Below are 17,778 nucleotides of genomic sequence, written 5' to 3'. Positions count from 1 at the left end.
GACCCGCTGACCTCTTTCCCGGGACCCGCCAGCGCCTTGCCCGTCCGCCTCGACGCCATCGACTGGGCGATCCTCCGGGAATTGCAGGCCGACGGCAACATCACCAACGTGGCCCTGGCGCGCCGGGTCGGCCTCTCGGCCCCGCCCTGCCTGCGCCGGGTGCGGGCGCTGGAGGAGGCCGGGATCATCCGCGGCTACCGGGCGCTGCTCGACCCCAAACTCCTCGGCTACGAGGTCGTGTGCTTCGCGATGGTCCAGCTCGCCACGCAGGGCCAGGCGGAGATCGCCGCCTTCGCGGCCGAGATGCGCACCTGGCCGGCCGTGCGCGAGGGTTGGACGCTCTCGGGCGAGACCGACTTCCTGCTGAAATGCGTGGCCGCCAACCTGCCGGCCTTCCAGCGCCTCGTCGGCGACCTAACCGCGCTGCCCAATGTCCGCAGCGTGCGCACGGCGCTCGCGCTCGACCAGATCAAGGACGACCCGGTGGTGCCGCTGGCGGAGGGATAGGCGGGGCGCAGGTGAACCCTCCCCCCTCTGCGGGCTAGCGGATTCACGGAGCGCGAAAAATAAAAGTAGGGCAGATACTTGCGTCGACACACGACGGTTCCCGGGTGTGGCGCGGGGAACCCCTCTCCCGTGCGGGAGAGGGGCAGGGGTGAGGGTCCAGGTGGTTCAGCAAGAATTCTGACCTGTCCCGCTGCCAGCACGACCGTTTTCGGTTGATGATGGAACGGTCCGGGACCCTCACCCCTACCCCTCTCCCGCACGGGAGAGGGGATCCCGCGGGTCTCCTCAGTTCCGTTCAAGCGACTGCGAGAAAAGAGCTTTTTCGTGCCGATAGGCGAAGTGTGAACAGGCTAGCCTCTGCGGGGGAGGGTGGCGAGTGGAGCGAGCCGGGAGAGGGGCCGGCGCGACGATTTTTCAGCGAGCGCCCGTGAGAACGCTCCAGGCTGATCCGGTACCGTGGTTCCCCTCTCCCGCCCGGCTCCGCCGGGCACCCTCCCCCGCAGAGGGGGGAGGGAGGGAGTCGAGCCCTCCTGTCCCGGCCTCAGCCCTGCGGCCGCGACCTCACCGCATCGCCTCGCGCTGGGCGAGCGCGCCCCCCGCGGTCGAGCGCTGGATCAGGCCGTCGACCTGCTCGCGCTGGCGGCGGAAATCCGCGAGCAGGCGGCCGTCGAGTTCGCGGCCCCGCGGCACCCGGATCTTCATCGGGTCCACGAAATGCCCGTTGATGATCACCTCGTAGTGGAGATGCGCCCCGGTCGAGAGCCCGGTCGAGCCGACATAGCCGATCACCTGACCCTGGCGCACTCGGCCCCCCGCGGTGACGCCGCGGCCGAACCGGGACATGTGGTTGTAGGTGGTGACGTAGCCGTTGGTGTGCTGCAGCTCCACCCGGCGGCCGTAGCCCGAATCCCACTCGGCCTTCAGCACCAGACCGTTGCCGGCCGCCAGGATCGGCGTGCCGATCGGCACCGACCAGTCGACGCCCGTGTGCAGCTTGGCGTAGCCGAGCACCGGGTGGCGGCGGTAGCCGAAGCCCGAACTCATCGCCGCGTCGGTCGCCACGGGCTTGCGGATCAGGAACTTCTTCAGCGAGCGGCCCATCTCGTCGAGGTACTCGATGCCGCCGTCGTCGGGCGACTGGAAGCGGTAGACGCGCCGCGGCTCTCCGCCGACGGTCAGGGCCGCGTAGAGCAGGTCCGGCCGCTCGGCCGAGCCGCCGCCCTCCTCGTCGTAGGTGTAGAGGAGTTCCAGGTTGTCGCCGCTGCCGACCCGGCGCTGCAGGTCGACGTCGTAGCCGAAGATCCGCACCAGGTCCTCGACCATGCTGCGCGGCAGGTCGTGCCGGGCCGCGGTCTCGTAGAGGCTCGCGTAGAGGCGCGCGCCCGTACCCTCGTCGTCGCCGTCCTCCCCGTTCGGCGCCGCCGCGGTCTTCGGCGCCGCGCCCTCCTGGGCCGGGGGCGCCACCGAGACGAACAGGCCGCGATCGTTCATCGCCGCGATCGCCTCGATGCCGCCCTCGCCGTACAGGATGACGCGGTTGAGCTGGCGCGGCTCGCCCGCCCGGACGCCGGGCCCGATCAGCACCCGCATCTGCTGGCCCTCGCCCACGCTCACCGTCCGGGTGAAGCCGCCGAGCGCCGCCAGGATCGGACGGACCTGCTCGTCGCGGGCGCCATTCGCCCGCAGCACGCCCTCCAGCGTCTCGCCGCGCCGGATCGTGACGTCGCGCTCCTCCACGAGGGGCGCCTCGCGGGCGCGGAATTCGAGCTTGGCAAGGTCCGTCACGTTCTCGCGCAGGACCCGGACCTCGATCGACTTGAAGGGCCCGGAATCGCGGGCGAAGTCGTTGTCGAGGGCCGGCAGCGCCGGGAAGCCGCGCAGGGCCCGCGAGAGCATCAGCTGCGGGGCGATCGGCAGGGCCGCGAGCCGCCCGGCCTCCGCCGCGAGCCGCCGCTCCTCCTCGATCTGTGCCGCGACGTCGTCGTCGGTCAGCGCCGGGGCGCCCGCGCCGACCGTGACCTCGGCGAGGTCGCGCTTGACCACCGAGACGTCGGCATCCGGCGTCTCCGCCGGCGGCTCCGGCGCGCGCTCGATCCCGGGCTCGCTGAAGAAGCGCATCGGGTCGAAGGGCGGGATGTCGGGGGCGGCGAGCCCCGCCGTTGCGGAGAGGGCGGTGGCGATGCGCACGAAGGGACGCACCTTGATGATCTCGCGTTCTCCGGCCCGGATCGTCACCGGGGCGCGGAAGCTCTGCTTGGCGAGCGCCACCATCGGGTTGCGCACCAGCCGGTCGCCCTTGCGGGCGATGTTCGAGCCCCCGTCGCTCGGCTGCGGCCGGGGCGCGACCGCCACCGCCTGCGGCAGCTGCGCGAAGCTCGCCTCGCCCTGCAGCGCGATCCAGATCGCCGAGCCGATCAGTCCGGTCCCGGCCATGCCGGTGAGCACGCAGGCGGCGAGCCAGCGCAGGTTCACCTGGTGCCGGTCGGCTTGGCGTGACACCGCCCCGGCGAGGTTGAGCGGCGGCTCGTGCCCGGGATCGGATCCGCGGCCCGCGCGGGGAAGGGAGGGCTGAAACCCGGCCGGGTCGAGGCGCGCGCGGTTCACCGTGGCTCCTGGAAGGACATCGTACCGGGCGCCCGTCGAACCGGGCGGAAGATGCGGCGGCATCCGGCTGCAGGATCCGACCATGCGGAGGCCGGGACCCGAAATCAACCGCCGGACGCACCCCGATCCTCAGACGTTTGCGCCCCGCCGATGTCGAGATTGAGGCGCCGGCCCGCGATCGAAGGGGCGCGATCGCCTCGTGCACCGCCCGCCTGCGGCTTTCTGCCGGGCCTTGCCCCGGCCGGGCGGCGGACGATGTTCTCGGCCGGATCTCACGCGAGGCGGCATGCACCTTCACCTCGACGCGGTCGGCGGGATGGCCGGCGACATGTTCGTCGCCGCCCTGCTGGACGCCTTCCCGGACCACGAGGCAGGGCTCCTCGACAGCATCGGGCGCGTCGCGGGGGCGAGCGTGGCGTGCCGCCGGATCGCGCACAGCGACGGCGTGCTGCAGGGGAGCCGGTTCCTGGTCGAGGAGCAGGGCCAAGACCACCCGCATCACGACCACCCGCATCACGACCACGCGCACCACGACCGCCCGCACCACGATCACCGGCGCGACGACCCTCATCACGCTCACGCACATCATCACGACCACCCGCATCATCACGACGCGCCCCGTCACCCCGCCCATCCGCACCGGCACTGGGCCGAGATCCGCGCCGCGCTCGGCGGGGCCGGGCTCGCTCCCGCGGTCGCCGGGCACGCGCTGGCGATCTTCGGCCACCTCGCCGAGGCCGAGGGCCGGGTGCATGGCATCCCGGTCGATGAGGTCGCCTTCCACGAGGTCGGGTCCTGGGACTCGATCGCCGACATCGTCGGGGCGGCCCACCTGATCGCCGCGCTCTCGCCCGCGCGCTGGAGCGTCGGGCCGCTGCCCCTCGGTTCCGGCCGCGTGATGACCGCCCACGGCCCCCTGCCGGTGCCGGCGCCCGCGACCGCCCTCCTGCTCCAGGGCTTCGCGGTGATCGATGACGGCGTGCCGGGCGAGCGGGTGACCCCCACGGGCGCGGCGATCCTGCGCCACCTCTGCGGCGGCGGGAACCCGGCGGCCGGCCCGCGGATGATGGGGAGGAGCGGCATCGGCTTCGGCACCCGGCGGCTCCCTGGCCTGAGCAATTGCCTGCGGGTGCTCGCCTTCGAGGAGGGGCCGGGCCCCGGCGCCGGCCGCCACCGCGAACTCGGCGTGATCGAGTTCGAGGTGGACGACCAGTCCGCGGAGGACCTCGCGACCGGGATCGAGCGGCTGCGGGCGCACGAGGCCGTGCACGACGTCGTCCAGGCGCCGGTCTTCGGCAAGAAGGGACGCATGATGACCCATATCCGCGTGCTCGCGCGGGCGGAGGCCCTCGACGCCGTGATCGAGGCCTGCTTCCGCGAGACGACCACGATCGGCCTGCGCCATCACGTCGTGGCGGGCGCGGCCCTGCCCCGCCGCAGCGAGACCGTCACCCTCGACGGCCGCCCGGTCCGGGTGAAGAGCGTCGAGCGCCCGGGCGGACGCACCGCCAAGGCGGAGGCCGACGACGCGGCCGGCGACACCCACGCGGCCCGCGCCGCCTTCCGGCGCGCGGCCGAGCGCCGCGCCCTCGACGGGGAGCCCTCGTGAGCCAGCGCCTCGACGCCATCCTGGCGGAACTCGGCCCCGTCGCCGTTGCGGTGAGCGGCGGCGTCGACAGCCTCACCCTGGCGAGCGTGGCGCATGCGCACGGCGCCGAGATGGTCCACGCGGTCTCCCCCGCCGTTCCCGGTGAGGCGACGGCCCGGGTGCGCGCCGAGGCGGCGCGGCAGGGCTGGGACCTCGCGGTGATCGAGGCCGGCGAGTTCAGCGACCCGGCCTACCGCCGCAACCCGGTCAACCGCTGCTTCTTCTGCAAGACCAATCTCTACGGGGCGATCCGCGCCCGCACCGGGCGGCTGATCGTGTCGGGCGCCAATCTCGACGACCTCGGCGAGTACCGGCCGGGGCTGGACGCCGCCAAGGCCCACGGGGTGCGCCACCCCTTCGTGGAGGCCGGCATGGCCAAGGAGGCGGTGCGCGCGCTCGCCCGCCGGCTCGGCCTCGGCGCGATCGCGGAGTTGCCCGCGGCCCCCTGCCTGTCGAGCCGGGTCGAGACCGGGATCGCCATCGAGCCGGCGACGCTCGGCTTCGTCCACGCGGTCGAGCGGCTGGTGGGCGACGCGCTCGGCGGCGCGCCCGGCCCCCGGCGGGCGGTGCGCTGCCGGGTCCGGGCCTCGGGCGTGGTGGTCGAGCTCGATCCCGAGAGCCTGTCGGCCCTCACGGCGGACGACCGCGTGGCGCTCGGCCTGCGCATCGCCGGCGAGGCGCCGGTCGACCTCGTCGGGGCCGAGATCCGCTTCGCGCCCTACCGGACGGGCAGCGCCTTCCTGACCGGGGGCGCCCCGTGAGCGACTTCGTCTTCGACGTCGAGCGGCCGGCCCGGATCGGCCTCGAGGAGGCGGTCTTTGCGGCCGGCAAGACCGCCGGGCAGGTCGCCGCCATCGTGGCGCATGCGGTGGAGCGCGAGGCGAGCCTCCTCGTCACGCGCCTCGACCCGGAGAAGTTCGCGGCGCTCCCCGCGTCCCAGCGGCAGGCCCTCGACTATTGCGACCTCTCGCGCACCGCCTGGCTCGGCCCCCTGCGGCCCCTGCGCGGAGAGGGGCACATCGCCATCGTGGCGGCCGGGACCTCCGACCTCGCCGTGGTGCGCGAGGCGGAGCGGACCCTGCGCTACGCGGGGGAGGGGGCGACGGTGATCGCCGATGTCGGCGTCGCCGGGATCTGGCGGCTGATGCGGCGCCTCGACGAGATCCGCGCGCACCCGGTGGTGATCGCGGTGGCCGGCATGGACGCGGCGCTGGCGAGCGTGCTCGGCGGCCTCGTGGGAAGCGCGGTGATCGGGGTTCCGACCTCGGTGGGCTACGGCGTCGCCGCGGGTGGGCGCTCGGCCCTCGACTCGATGCTCGCGAGCTGCGCGCCCGGCCTCGCGGTCGTCAACATCGACAACGGCTACGGGGCGGCCTGCGCGGCGCTCCGCCTCATCCACGCCGCCGGCCGGCTGGCCGGCGCCTGATCCCCGGGGCGAGGCCCCGGACACGGAGGACGACCATGGAACGTCGCAGCTTCCTGCAGGGTGCGGTTCTCGGCGCGGGCCTCGCGGCCGGCGGCTCGGGGGCCTCGGCCGCCACCGTGCAGCCCCCGGCCTCGGTCCCGAACCGGCCCGCCGATCCGGCCGACCTGCCCTTCGTCAAGGATCCGGGCGAGCGCCGCGGCGAGATGCTCTACCGGCCGCTGGGCCGCACCGGCGTCACCGTCTCGGCGATCGGCATGGGCGGGTTCCACCTCGGCAAGAAGGCGCTGACCGACGCCGAGGCGACGCGGCTGATCCACGAGGGGGTCGATCGCGGCATCACCTTCATGGACAATTGCTGGGACTACAACGACGGCAAGTCCGAGGAGCGGATGGGCGCGGCGCTCGCCGAGGGCGGCTACCGGGCCAAGGTCTTCCTGATGTCGAAGATGGATGGCCGCACCAAGAAGGAGGCGGCGGCCCAGATCGACACCTCGCTCAAGCGCCTGCGCACCGACCACATCGACCTCGTGCAGCACCACGAGATCCTGCGCTACGACGATCCCGACCGGGTCTTCGCCGAGGGCGGGGCGATGGAGGCCTTCGTCGAGGCGCGCCAGGCCGGCAAGCTGCGCTTCATCGGCTTCACGGGCCACAAGGACCCGCGTATCCACCTGCAGATGCTGGAGGTAGCCGCCGAGCGGGGCTTCCACTTCGACACCGTGCAGATGCCCCTCAACGTGCTCGACGCGCAGTTCCGCAGCTTCTCGCACCTCGTCCTGCCCTACTTGGTCGAGCAGGGCATCGGCGTGCTGGGCATGAAGACCTTCGGGGACGGCGTGATCCTGAAGAGCAACGCCCCGATCCAGCCGATCGAGTACCTGCACTTCAACCTCAACCTGCCGACCTCGGTGGTGATCACCGGGATCCAGAGCCAGCGCGACCTCGACCAGGCCTTCGAGGCGGTGAAGACCTTCCGGCCGATGGACAAGACGGCGGTGGCGGAGCTGCTGTCCCGGGCGCGGCCCTTCGCGCTGGAGGGCAAGTACGAGCTGTTCAAGACCTCCTCGACCTTCGACGGCACCGCCAAGAACGCCGCCTGGCTCGGCGGCGACGTCGAGGGGGTGAAGTCCCTCGCGCCGACCATGGAATAGGCGTCCCGGGCGGCCGGTGACGGCCGCCCCGAATCTTGCTTAAGCTCGACCGCGATCCCTTGCCGGAGCCCACCATGACGCGCCGTCTCCCCCTCCTCGCCGCCGCCCTCCTGCTCCTGCCCCAGGCGGCCCTCGCCCATCCGGGCCACGGCGACGCCGCCGGCCTCGCGCACGGCTTCGTCCATCCCTTGAGCGGCGCCGACCACGTGCTCGCCATGGTGGCGGTGGGGCTGCTGGCGGCCTTGCGCGGCGGGCGCGCCCTCTGGGCGCTGCCGGCCGCCTTCCTGGGCATGATGGTGGTGGGCGGGGTGCTGGGGGCGTCCGGCGTCGCGCTGCCCTCCGTCGAGACCGGGATCGCCCTGTCGATCGTCGCCTTCGGCCTCGCGGTGGCGGTCGGGGGCGGGCTGCCGCTGGCGGCGCTCGCCGCCCTGGTCGGGGTCTTCGCGGTGTTCCACGGCCACGCGCACGGGGCCGAGATACCCGAGACCGCCTCCGGTCTCGCCTACGGTGCCGGCTTCGTGGCCGCGACCGCGCTGCTGCACGCGGCGGGGATCGGGCTCGGCCTCGCCGCCGCGCGGGTGCGGCCGGCGGCGCCCGTGGTGGGCGGAGCCGTGGCGCTCGCCGGCTTGGCGCTGCTCGTCCTGCCGCTCGTCTGACGTTGTCTGTCTCGAACTCCTTCGCAAGGCATCGTCGCTGCTGCGACATTCGACGCGTTTGGACCGGAGGCCTTGGCGGGGGGAACTCCTCTCCCCGCGTGCGGCACAGCTGTCCGGGGAAAATCGGAGGCTTCTTTTCGTGCGCTTTGGTGTCCGAAAAGCCCTACTTTAACAACAAACTACGCCATTCCAGCTCGCGCGGGATCCCCTCTCCCGAGTGGGAGAGGGGTAGGGGTGAGGGTGGCTCGGGTCCAGGATGAATCTGAACTGTTGAGCTTCCAGCGGCACGGTTCAGTCTTCGTGCTGAAGCCGAGCCACCCTCACCCCCGGCCCCTCTCGCACTCGGGAGAGGGGAGAAGTGCCTCCGATTTTTCCCGGACAGCCGTGCGCGTGCGGGCAGAGGGCATGCGCGCTACCCGAAGTGTGCACACGGTAGCCCGCACGGGAGAGGGGTCCCCCGCGCCATACCCGGGAACCAACGTGTGCTGACGTAACTATCTGTCTCGGATGTATTTCCGCGTTCTGTTCACCCCGGGTTGGTCGCGGTGGCGAGCCAGCAGGCGGCGCCGAGAACCACCGGCCCCGTCGCGGGCAGGGCCGCCGCCACCGCCGCCTGGACCCGCGTCCTGTCCGCCTCGCCGAGGTCGCGCACCAGCGCGGAGGTCGGGCCGAGCGTCAGCGCGAAGCGCGCGCCTTCCTCGCGGTCGCGCCCGAGGGTGAGGTCGCGGGAGATCGGGACCGCCCGCGCCTCCGCGAAGCCCGCCCGCGCCAGGAGACCCGGGAGGAGGCCCGGCTCGGCGAAGCGGAAGGGGCCGGGCGCATCCGGGACCGGCGGCTCCGGCGGCGGCACCAGCCGCAGCATCGCCTCCCGCGGCACCGCGATCCAGGCATTGGCTGGCAGGGCCTGCCAGCACAGGAGCGCCGCCCGTCCGCCGGGCCTCAGGCCCCGGCGGAGATTGGCGAAGGCCGCGGCCGAATCCTCGAAGAACATCACCCCGAAGCGCGACAGGACCACGTCGTGGTCCGGGGCGAGCGCCAGGGTCTGGGCGTCGCCCTCGATCCACCGAACCGGTGCGCCCGGCGGGGTGCGCGTGCGCGCCCGCGCCAGCATCGGCCGCGACACGTCGAGGCCCGTCACGGCGCCCTCCGGACCGACCGCGGCGGCGGCCAGGAGCGCGGTCTCCCCGCAGCCGCAGCCGATGTCGAGGACGCGCTCGCCCGGGCGCAGCCCCGCCGCCGCCAGCAGCGCCTCGGTCAGCGGCGCGAAGGCGGTGTCGAGCGCGTCCTGCATCCGCGCCCAGCGCTCGCCGGCCTCGCCGTTCCAGTACTCCGCCTGTGAGATCGGATCGGGCATGGGGCCTCCGGCGCGGGGTGAGGTCCGCCCGTTGTCCGATGCTCCGGCCGCGCCCGCAAGCCGGCCGGATCAGCGCCACGGGCCGGGACCGCCGCGGGGAGCGGCGCCCCGGTCGAGCGCGGACCGGACCCGCGCGGCGAGGTCCGTCTTGCGGTAGGGCTTGCCGAGCAGCTCCAGGCCCGGGACTGGCGGCTCCGCCGCGGCGAGGTCCCGCGCGTCGGCGTCGGCGAGCAGGACCGGCAGGCCGGGACGCAGGCGGTGCGCCTCCCGGGCCAGGGCGAGCCCGTCGAGGGCGCCCGGCCGGGCGAGGTCGGCGAAGAGGAGGGCGACGTCCGGATCCGCCGCGATCACCGCCAGCGCCTCCGCCCCGTCCCGCGCGAGGAGCACCCGGTAGCCCAGACCCTCCAGGTCCCCGAGGCTGGTCGCGGGCCCCGCATCGGCGGCCTCCACGACCAGGATCGCCCCCCGCGGCGGCGCCGGCACATTGTCGGGCTTCTCCGGCGTGACGCCGGCGGCCGCCGGGAAGACCAGGGAGACCGTCGTCCCGGCGCCGACCCGGCTGTCGATCTCCAGCCGCCCGAGCGATTGCTGCGCGAAGCCGTGGACCACGGCGAGGCCGAGCCCCGTGCCCCGCGCGGCGCCCTTGGTGGAGAAGAACGGCTCGGTCGCGCGGGCGAGGACGTGGCCGGGCATGCCCTCACCCTCGTCGCGCACCCGCAGCACCGCGTAGTCCCCGGGCGGCAGCCCGCGCGCGAGCACGTCGTCGGCGATCCGCAGGGATCCGGTCGCGACGGTGATCGTGCCGCCCTCGGGCATCGCGTCGCGGGCGTTCAGGAGGACGTTGAGGAGCGCGACCTCGAGCTGGGTCCGGTCGAGCACCACGGCGGGCAGGTCGGGTGCGAGGTCGAGGGACAGGGCGATCCCCTCGCCGAGCGTCGTCGCCACCACCTCCGAGAAGGTCCGGACCTGAGCGTTGAGGTCGAGGGCGCGCGGTTCGAGCCGGGTGCGGCGGGCGAAGCTGAGGAGCTGCCGCGTCAGGCTGGTGCCGCGCTCGGCCGCCTCCAGCGCCCGCTCGATCTGCCGCCGCGGCCGCTCCTCGGTGATGCCCTGCAGCGCCATCTCCAGGTTGCCGGTGACGACCTGAAGGAGGTTGTTGAAGTCGTGGGCGAGGCCGGTGGTCAGCTGGCCGATCGCGTCCATCTTCTGGGCTTGGCGCAGCGCGTGCTCGGAGGCCCAGCGCCGGGACACGTCGAGCTGCGAGGCGAAGAAGTAGATCAGGTCGCCGGCCTCGTCGTAGACCGGCCCGATGAACACGCTGTTCCAGAACGGCGTGCCGTCGCGCTTGTAGTTGAGGATCTCCGCCGTGATGGCCTGCCGCGCGCGCAGGGCGTCGCGAAGTTCCGCAACGGTGTCCTGGCTGGTCTCGACGCCCTGGAGGAGGCGGCAGTTGCGCCCGAGCAGTTCCCCCTCGGCGTAGCCGGTGAGATCCTGGAAGGCCCGGTTGGCGAACACGATCGGGTTGTCGGGCAGGTGCGGATCCGTGAGGATCATCGGCATCTGCGTCATCTCGACTGCGGCGAAGAACACGGTCCCGCGCCCGTCGAGCCCCGACCGGCGGATCACCGGCGAGGGACGCGGCGCGCACGATCGCGGCGCCGGCGCCGCGGGCACCGGCTCCTCCGTCGAATTCGGGTCGTTGTCCTTCACGCACCCCCCTGATGTCCGCCGCGCCCGAACCCGGGCCCGTCCGCAGCCTGAAACCCGCGAGTTCGTTCCTCGTTGCCAATTCGAACGGGCACGGCCCTTCTCCGGTTTCGCGCCGGCGCAGATTCCCGTTTTTCGCGCGCCGAGGGTGCTTGCGGCCCGCGAAGGCCGTCGCTATAAGCCCCCCACGTCGGCGGTGCCGACGCTTCGGAGTGTAGCGCAGTCTGGTAGCGCACCACGTTCGGGACGTGGGGGTCGCAGGTTCAAATCCTGCCACTCCGACCAATCTTTCCCGATACTTAGCAAATTGCCTCCTTGGACCGTGGACCGCATCGTGGACCGTATCACGCCTTGCGGACGATGTTGGCGGCAGCCTGTTTCTGGTGCGCCGGGTGATGGTGACCGTAGACCCGCTCCAGTGTCTCGACCGTCATTCCGAGATAGCCGGCGGCCTCCCAGAGGTCGGTCCCGTTCTGCATCAGCCACGTCGCGGCCGTGTGCCGGAGCGTGTGCGGCGTAACGTCCTTCAGCTCCGCGTCCTTGGCCGCATTCCGGAAGGCCTTCTCGACGCCGGTCCCGACTGGCTGGCCAAGCCACTCGACGGCGTAGGTCTGCCCTAGCCCATGCCAGCGGCGGAGATGCGCCAGGAGCCGGTCGGGCAGCCGCACCGGCGGTCGCCGCTTCTTCGTCTCCCGCTCGCCGGATGCCCGGCGGTAGAAGACGCCCCGCTCCAGGTCGACCCAACCCGAACCCTTCACGGGCCCGAGCGAGGCGCCACAGACCGCGCTCGCCCGTGTGCCGGTGTAGAGCGCGACCAGGATGAACCGCGCGACGTGCCGGCGCGATCGGCGCCCGGTCGGCTGGCCCTTTTGCACCTCTCGGTAGCGCCACGCTGCCCAGATCAGGCGCGCCGCTTCGGACCGCGTCAGCCACCGATCGCGCGGCGGCGCGGCCTCCGGCAGCACGACGCTCACGACCTCGCGGCAGTAACCCTCGGCGCGGTGATAATTGATGGCGGCCCGCAGATCCTCGAGCTCGCGCCGCGCAACAGGGGAGGCGCGGTGCTCGACGTAGGCCCGGCAGGTCCGTCCCGTAACCTCGGACAGCTTGCGGTCGCCCCACCAGCGGATCAGCGTCTCGCACCGGGCGATCACCTCGACCGGGCGCGCCTGCTGCGGCGCCCGCTCCTCGGCATAGAGCCGGATCACGTCCGCGAGGTCGACCTCATCGGCGTGACGGTTGCGCTCTCGCGGGACCTGTCGGCGGCGGAGGAGGTACTGTGCGAGGGCCTCTTGAGCCGCTGGCGGAGGTCGGCCAGCGCGGCTTCCGCGGACGCCCGTGCTGACACGGACGCCTCCGTCGTCCTTGATGGTCCAGGTGCCGGGCCGACGCTTGCCATCGGCGCCGAGGTTGCCCCGCTTGAACCACAGCCGCGGTCCCTTGGCCTCTGCTGGCATCGCGCGCGCATCTCCCTGATAGCCGCCAGGGTCGTGTAGATCCGGCCGCCGTGCCGTTCAGTGTCGAGGTCACCCCGGGTGGCCGCCCGGCGAAGCACCAGCCCGGACACCGAACCATCGGGGAAGGCAACAGCCGCCGCAACGTCGAGCAGCAGGGGCGTATCGTCGTCAACCTCGCTGAGTGAGGGGATTCGCTCAACCCTGCGCATCGGATCTCCGCTCCTCCTGCCGCATGATCGCGACCTGCACGGCCCGGATCATCACGGCGAGCCGGCGGCGCTCGCGGCGGCTGTCGAACCGGGTGCGCCAGGGATGCTGCCGGCGGAGCACCGCCTGCTCGGCTCTCAAGCGGGCGACTTCGTCCTGGCTGTCGCTCAGGTCGCACAGCACCTCCTGGTGCTCGGTGCGTAGCGCGGCAAACGCACCTTCGACCACCGCGACCAGCTGCTTGTGTTCGGTGAGGCTCATCGCGCCCTGGCGCGCGGCCGCGGCCACCCGCTCCCACACCGCGCGGCCCTCGGGCTCCAGGTCATCCCAGGCCGGCGCGGCGCCGCGCGGCCCGAGCGTCATGCCGGTCCAGCGCGCCTCGTAGGCGGCGCGGGCAGCGTCAGCCGACATGCGGGCCTCCCTTGCGCCACATCACGAGCGGCGCAGCGTTCGGCACGCGGTGGCGACCGCGCGCGAGCGGGTGGATCGGGCTGCCGCCGGCTGTGGTGCCGAAGCAGTGCAGGTCCGGCCAGGGCGCCTCGCCCTCCTGGATCTGCTCGCAGACGTGGTCGACGTATTCGGGGTCCCAGGCGCCGGCGCCCCAGCATGCGACGACGACGGCCGCGGGCTTTGCCTCCTCGACGACGATGGTCTCGTTCGCCCAGATCCGATCTCGGGCGTAGTAGTCGGGCCCGTTCTCCTGCCACCGCGACCACGCCCGGCACTCGGCCGGCGACGAGGAACGGAACGGGTAGAGGTTGACGGCGGTGAACCCGCCGTAGCCCCAGGCTCGGGCGAAGTGGATCCAGCGGCAGACGGTCGGGTCGTCGACGCGGTGGTCCGCCGTCGAAGGATTCAGCCCGATGAAGCAGACGTGCTCGCCCTCGGCCCAGGTTCGGGTGAGCGCGTAGCGGTAGGCTCCACAGCGCGAGATGTTGGCAGAGCGCTGGATCGAGTCAGCGAGAGACACCCCAAACAATTCCTTGGCGCAGAGGCCGGTGAGCATGCTTAATCCTCCTCATGCGGAAACAAAGCTGGTGCTGAATAGTCAAGGGCTACTAGCTTGCCGTCCAGAAATCCCCAATCTGACGCCTTATATTCGAACGGAGACCTGCTGCCCCCAGGGATGTAATCCCAATCAGGGAAAGCGTCCGACTCAATAAACGCCTCCTTCTGTGCTTCAGTCAGAGGCGTAGCCGAAGGCATGATCAGAGCATCACCGGTCCAGCTGCAAAAGACGACCGGACATAGGATGCTTTTTCGTTCCTGTGATTCTGTCGCCCAAGTTTTTGCCTCATAAAGATTGCAGCGACGGCCCGTCACTCCGCGTGCAATTTTGACCGCATGCCGCCCAATAATGACAACGAAGCGCGTAGTGCCGGTGGTGTTAAGGCGCATTTCAGTCGCACTCTAATTGTTGAGGCTATATCGCTTCTGGCCACACGGTTTCGCCGCTCGCGCGAACTCGGGCCGGGATTGCGGCCTCGCCATTACGGAACGAAAGCCGATCCAACCAGCTGTTGCGCCCCCCGCCGAACGTGCAGCTGTCGGCCGCTGCGCAGTTGGGGCGGGGGATGCGGATCTGAGCCATCAGAAGGCTCCCGGCGCGACTTGGCAGCAGACGATCCCGCGGGCGCGGTACATGGCGACCACGGACGACCGGTCCTCGAAGACGAGCGACGGCTTGCGGCCCTCGTCCAGCCACTCGGTCTTGAGCACCGTGTCCGGGCGGTGGTCGCCGGCCTTGCGCGTCCGGATCGGGATGTGGCCGAGGCCGTGCGCCGCGAGCCACGCCGTCGTCTTGTCCTTCACCTCGTCGGACCGGCCCGACCAGATCTCGACCTCGGCGCCGGTGGCGTGGAGGGCGAGCAGTACCTGGATGATCGGGTGGCAGGGCTCGTCCCTGTCGCAGGCCGCGTAGAAGCCGCGCCAGTCCTTCTTGCCCGGCCGCTCCAGGAAGTGCGCCCGGTGCTCGGTGAGGGCGAGCGTGCCGTCCAGGTCGAACACGACAAACATGCGGCGCTCCGTCTCTCTCATGAGGGTGTCGTGGGCGGGTTCAGCCGGCATGCCGCACCTTCGGCGTCTCACCGAACAGGTCCGGCTTCTCAGCCGCGACCTGCGCGCGATAGTCGGCCGCGATGGCCTCCATGAGCGCCGTCTGCCGCTCCGCCTCGTCCTGGCGCATCCGGCCATCGGCCACGAGGCGTGGGTAGACGCGGCGGCGCTGGCGCACCTCGCGCTCGGCGCACGCGAGCTTGTCGGCGGCGGTGTAGGGCTCGGCCACGGTCAGGCTCCGGCCGCTAATGGGTGGGGATCCGCGGCCGCCGTCCCATCGTCGGCGCACGCGGTGCAGAGGTCCGGGCCGGCCCAGCCGCACCCGCCCGGACAGGCATCGTCCTGGGTGCAGCCGCAGGTGCGGCACACGCCGCCGAGCAGGGACGGGATGCGGGGCGTCACACCGTCCTCGGCTTCGAGGGCGCCGTCGACGAAGGCTTCGCCCACAGCGGCGTCGAGCATGTAGTTCAGCAGCCGCAGGGCAGCGTCGGCCGCGCGGCCGACGACAAAATCGAGCTGATCCTCGTAGACGCGCTGCTCCAACCTTCGCGCGGCGACGAGCTCGACGACGATGGCGCCAACGTCGGCCTGCTCCTGGCGTGAGAGGGTGGACCAGATCTCGGCGCCGCTGATGCGAGGGAAGGCCTCGGTGGCGGGCGGGGTCGTCATGCCTCGCCTCCCTGCAGCGGGAGGTCCATCGCGGCTGCGATCGCGACCGGCCGGACCCAGATCGGCTCGTTGCTGAGGAGGAAGGTCTCACCGGCCCAGGCGAGCAGCAGCGTCCGAGCGATCACGCCCATGATCGCCTCCGCGCTCGCGGGAGGCACCATGTTGCCGATGCGCTCGCGCCACGCGCTATCCGACGAGCCCTCCATCACCAGCGGCGACAGGTCGTCCGGGTCAACGTAGCTCTGGAGGGCTGCGAGCTCGTAGGTGGTGAAGGGGCGGTGCCAGGTGCCGTCGAGTGCGCGGATCACGGCCACGACGCGGTCGTCAGCCGCCGGAAGGGTCTCAGTAAATGCCTCTGGGTCCTCAGTAGGTGGTTCGACGCGCGGGTCCGCCACGGACCAGCGGCCGTTGTCGTGCTGCGCCGACCCGGTCACCGCGCCCGCGGCGGCATCCCAGGCCGTTACGCCATAGTGCCCGCCGGTCTGGTAAGCCTCGCGGCCGCCGCGTGCGAAGTCCGGCCGGGGATCCGCGACGCACAGCGCCCCGGAGCCGACGCGGTCCGCGCCGGTGACGCAGCCGGCCGGCGCGTCGTAGCGGGCCACCTTGAGCTTGTTGCGGTGAGCGGAATCCGCCCACGTCATGCGCGGGTCCGCGACGGACAGCGCACCGCCTGACGGGTGATTGCTGCCGGTCACTGTCTTGCCGGCCGCGTTCCAGCCCGCCACGTGCATGACGTTGTGGTGGGTGCCGGGACCGAACCCGGTGCGCGGGTCCGCCAGGGCGAACGCGCCCTGGCCGGTGGTCGAGGCGCCGATCACCGTGCCGGCCGCCTCCTCGTAGGCCGTGACCCGGTACTTCCCCTTGCCACCGAACCCAGCATCCGCCCGTGGGTCGGCGACGGCGAGGCCGCCGCCGGGCCCGCCCGGGCCGGCCATCGCCGGCGAGACGCCGCCCCACGGGACGATCCGGTAGGTGTTGTTGAACCGGGGCGAGCCCGAGAGCCGCGGGTCCGCGATCGAGAACGTGCCCTGCCCGGGCGACTTCTGGCCCGTCACGACGCCCGATGGCTCGTCCCAGGTCCGCACGCCGAGCTGCGAGAACGCGTGCCCGTAGCCCGGGCGCGGATCCGCGATCGCGAAGGCGCCGTTGCTCGGCATGCTCCGGCCGGTGACCGTGCCGGACGTCGCTTCCCACGGCTGAACGCCGAGGACGCCGGCGTGCCAGCCGGCCTCGGGCGCGATGCCGAAGTCCGCGAGCTGCCCGCCGTCGACGCGCAGCCGGTTGAGCGACCGCCAGTCCGACCCGGCCTCCACGAAGGCGAGACGGACCCACGTCTTCCACTGCAGCGAGGGCACCCTATGCATCGGGCCGACCGACAGGTCCCCGGGCAGCGGCAGGCGGCCAAGCACCTCGCCGACGCCGCGCAGGCGCCGCCGGGGCGGCTCGTACAGGAAGGGAGGCACCTTCGCGGCGTGCCGCGCCACCAGCAGGAAGCGCTTCCTGCTCTGAGCCAGACCGCCGATGACGCCGCAGTCGTGGGTGGTCTCGGCGAACACGTAGCCGTAGGCGGCCAGGAGCGCCTCGATCTGGTCGAGGAGCCAGCGGCCGCGCGTAGCGATGCGGGGCACGTTCTCGAACAGGATGAACTCGGGCGGGTCCCCGGCCCACGCCTCAAGGGTGAGCCACACCGCGCGCAGCGTCAGGCCGTTGAGCGCCTGGTACCGGGCGGTGCCGCTGATCTTGTCGGAGAGGAGCCCGGAGAAGCCCTTGCACGGCGTCGACATGAAGACGACGTGCGGACGCTCGCCACCGGCCGCGCGCCGGAAGTCGTCCGGCACGGCCTCGCGCCAGCCTGCGGCCGGGAGCCGCCCGTGGAACGCCTCGAACTGCTCGCGGGTGAACAGGTCGAGCACGGTGCCGCGCACGCCGGCGACCCGGTCGAAATCGGCGATCCCCGCGGGATCGACGTCGACGGCGCCGATGCAGCGGGGCGCGGCGACGACGTTCCCGACCCGGGCCTGCCCGCGATTGAAGCCCTTGGCGCCGCCGCCGGCGCCGCAGCAGACGTGGAAGTGGCGGATTTCCTGGCGGATCACTGGCCGCGCTCCATCTCAGCCGCCGCCGGGGCGGGTGCGTCGGGGGTCGGGCGAGGGTCCGGCGCGGCGGGTGCCGGGTCGTCCGGGCCGGGTCGCGTCGCGAAGGCTTCCGGCTCGCGCGCCTCGATCTCCGCGAGGAGCCGCCCGGCGAGGCCGGCCGGCTGGCCGTTCTCAAGGCGGGTGACGGCGTCGCGGAACGCGGCGAGCGGCACGCCGTGCTGGAGCGCGATCGACAGGATCACCG

At 72.5% G+C, this 17,778-nt stretch carries 16 protein-coding genes, 1 tRNA gene and 1 pseudogene; 7 read left to right on the top strand and 11 right to left on the bottom strand.

Annotated elements, in window-relative coordinates; translation table 11 throughout:
- Positions 1 to 36 precede the first annotated feature (36 nt).
- Positions 37 to 507 (top strand): Lrp/AsnC family transcriptional regulator, encoded by a 471-nt coding sequence (locus ACW9J6_RS27455; protein ID WP_457119519.1) that lies wholly within the window; start codon positions 37 to 39, stop codon positions 505 to 507.
- A gap of 561 nt (positions 508 to 1,068) precedes the next feature.
- On the opposite strand, the gene ACW9J6_RS27450 is transcribed toward ACW9J6_RS27455, so the two are convergent.
- Positions 1,069 to 3,111, bottom strand: a complete 2,043-nt coding sequence (locus ACW9J6_RS27450) for a M23 family metallopeptidase (protein ID WP_457119518.1) — start codon at positions 3,109 to 3,111, stop codon at positions 1,069 to 1,071.
- A gap of 286 nt (positions 3,112 to 3,397) precedes the next feature.
- Between ACW9J6_RS27450 and larC the strand changes: the two genes are divergently transcribed.
- The 5 genes from larC to ACW9J6_RS27425 all read left to right on the top strand — a co-directional run bounded on the left by larC (position 3,398) and on the right by ACW9J6_RS27425 (position 7,992).
- Positions 3,398 to 4,720, top strand: a complete 1,323-nt coding sequence (larC, locus tag ACW9J6_RS27445) for a nickel pincer cofactor biosynthesis protein LarC (protein WP_457119517.1) — start codon at positions 3,398 to 3,400, stop codon at positions 4,718 to 4,720.
- The gene (locus tag ACW9J6_RS27440) at positions 4,717 to 5,520 is read left to right on the top strand and encodes an adenine nucleotide alpha hydrolase (protein WP_457119516.1); all 804 of its coding nucleotides are present in this window, start codon (positions 4,717 to 4,719) and stop codon (positions 5,518 to 5,520) included. The genes larC and ACW9J6_RS27440 overlap by 4 nt, the downstream gene beginning before the upstream one ends.
- The gene (gene larB, locus ACW9J6_RS27435) at positions 5,517 to 6,185 is read left to right on the top strand and encodes a nickel pincer cofactor biosynthesis protein LarB (protein WP_457119515.1); all 669 of its coding nucleotides are present in this window, start codon (positions 5,517 to 5,519) and stop codon (positions 6,183 to 6,185) included. Before ACW9J6_RS27440 ends, larB begins: the two co-directional genes overlap by 4 nt.
- Before the next feature lie 35 nt (positions 6,186 to 6,220).
- On the top strand, positions 6,221 to 7,336 hold the full coding sequence (locus tag ACW9J6_RS27430; RefSeq protein WP_457119514.1) for an aldo/keto reductase: 1,116 nt from the start codon (positions 6,221 to 6,223) through the stop codon (positions 7,334 to 7,336).
- Between the two features lie 74 nt (positions 7,337 to 7,410).
- On the top strand, positions 7,411 to 7,992 hold the full coding sequence (locus ACW9J6_RS27425) for a HupE/UreJ family protein (protein WP_457119513.1): 582 nt from the start codon (positions 7,411 to 7,413) through the stop codon (positions 7,990 to 7,992).
- Positions 7,993 to 8,518: 526 nt separating this feature from the next.
- Here ACW9J6_RS27425 and ACW9J6_RS27420 read toward each other — a convergent pair.
- Positions 8,519 to 9,346 carry a class I SAM-dependent methyltransferase gene (locus tag ACW9J6_RS27420; RefSeq protein ID WP_457119512.1) on the bottom strand — a complete coding sequence of 276 codons (828 nt, stop codon included), beginning with the start codon at positions 9,344 to 9,346 and terminating at the stop codon, positions 8,519 to 8,521.
- Between the two features lie 69 nt (positions 9,347 to 9,415).
- Positions 9,416 to 11,053, bottom strand: a complete 1,638-nt coding sequence (locus ACW9J6_RS27415) for a PAS domain-containing protein (protein WP_457119511.1) — start codon at positions 11,051 to 11,053, stop codon at positions 9,416 to 9,418.
- A 205-nt stretch (positions 11,054 to 11,258) separates the two neighbouring features.
- Here ACW9J6_RS27415 and ACW9J6_RS27410 point away from each other — a divergent pair.
- Positions 11,259 to 11,335: transfer RNA gene (locus ACW9J6_RS27410), tRNA-Pro, on the top strand.
- A gap of 59 nt (positions 11,336 to 11,394) precedes the next feature.
- Here the strand turns inward: ACW9J6_RS27410 and ACW9J6_RS27405 are convergent.
- The 8 genes and pseudogenes from ACW9J6_RS27405 to ACW9J6_RS27370 form a co-directional block, all read right to left on the bottom strand.
- Complete coding sequence (locus ACW9J6_RS27405) at positions 11,395 to 12,258, bottom strand: tyrosine-type recombinase/integrase (RefSeq protein WP_457119510.1); 864 nt, start codon at positions 12,256 to 12,258, stop codon at positions 11,395 to 11,397.
- Positions 12,259 to 12,702: 444 nt separating this feature from the next.
- Complete coding sequence (locus tag ACW9J6_RS27400) at positions 12,703 to 13,125, bottom strand: hypothetical protein (RefSeq protein ID WP_457119509.1); 423 nt, start codon at positions 13,123 to 13,125, stop codon at positions 12,703 to 12,705.
- A complete protein-coding gene (locus ACW9J6_RS27395) occupies positions 13,115 to 13,720 on the bottom strand; it encodes a DUF1643 domain-containing protein (RefSeq protein WP_457119508.1) in 606 nt (201 codons plus the stop codon). Before ACW9J6_RS27395 ends, ACW9J6_RS27400 begins: the two co-directional genes overlap by 11 nt.
- 584 nt (positions 13,721 to 14,304) lie before the next feature.
- Positions 14,305 to 14,730 carry a phosphatase domain-containing protein gene (locus tag ACW9J6_RS27390; RefSeq protein ID WP_457119507.1) on the bottom strand — a complete coding sequence of 142 codons (426 nt, stop codon included), beginning with the start codon at positions 14,728 to 14,730 and terminating at the stop codon, positions 14,305 to 14,307.
- 40 nt (positions 14,731 to 14,770) lie between these two features.
- Complete coding sequence (locus tag ACW9J6_RS27385; RefSeq protein WP_457119506.1) at positions 14,771 to 14,998, bottom strand: hypothetical protein; 228 nt, start codon at positions 14,996 to 14,998, stop codon at positions 14,771 to 14,773.
- 2 nt (positions 14,999 to 15,000) lie between these two features.
- Positions 15,001 to 15,438, bottom strand: coding sequence for a hypothetical protein (locus tag ACW9J6_RS27380; RefSeq protein ID WP_457119505.1), 438 nt, complete (start codon positions 15,436 to 15,438; stop codon positions 15,001 to 15,003).
- Positions 15,435 to 17,534 (bottom strand): DNA cytosine methyltransferase, encoded by a 2,100-nt coding sequence (locus ACW9J6_RS27375; protein ID WP_457119504.1) that lies wholly within the window; start codon positions 17,532 to 17,534, stop codon positions 15,435 to 15,437. The genes ACW9J6_RS27380 and ACW9J6_RS27375 overlap by 4 nt, the downstream gene beginning before the upstream one ends.
- Positions 17,531 to 17,778 (bottom strand): annotated as a pseudogene (locus ACW9J6_RS27370) (hypothetical protein); the annotation flags it as partial. The pseudogene ACW9J6_RS27370 and the gene ACW9J6_RS27375, both read right to left, overlap by 4 nt.

Source organism: Methylobacterium sp. JK268, from assembly GCF_054052225.1.
Note: the sequence above shows the minus strand (reverse complement) of the source record. Positions and strands in the feature narration are given on the sequence as shown.

Excerpts from the sequence above, each read along its gene's own strand:
- larC (WP_457119517.1), top strand. The coding sequence starts at position 3,398 with ATGCACCTTCACCTCGACGCGGTCGGCGGGATGGCCGGCGACATGTTC.
- ACW9J6_RS27430 (WP_457119514.1), top strand. The coding sequence starts at position 6,221 with ATGGAACGTCGCAGCTTCCTGCAGGGTGCGGTTCTCGGCGCGGGCCTC.
- ACW9J6_RS27425 (WP_457119513.1), top strand. The coding sequence starts at position 7,411 with ATGACGCGCCGTCTCCCCCTCCTCGCCGCCGCCCTCCTGCTCCTGCCC.
- ACW9J6_RS27420 (WP_457119512.1), bottom strand. The coding sequence starts at position 9,346 with ATGCCCGATCCGATCTCACAGGCGGAGTACTGGAACGGCGAGGCCGGC.
- ACW9J6_RS27400 (WP_457119509.1), bottom strand. The coding sequence starts at position 13,125 with ATGTCGGCTGACGCTGCCCGCGCCGCCTACGAGGCGCGCTGGACCGGC.
- ACW9J6_RS27395 (WP_457119508.1), bottom strand. The coding sequence starts at position 13,720 with ATGCTCACCGGCCTCTGCGCCAAGGAATTGTTTGGGGTGTCTCTCGCT.
- ACW9J6_RS27390 (WP_457119507.1), bottom strand. The coding sequence starts at position 14,730 with ATGTTTGTCGTGTTCGACCTGGACGGCACGCTCGCCCTCACCGAGCAC.
- ACW9J6_RS27380 (WP_457119505.1), bottom strand. The coding sequence starts at position 15,438 with ATGACGACCCCGCCCGCCACCGAGGCCTTCCCTCGCATCAGCGGCGCC.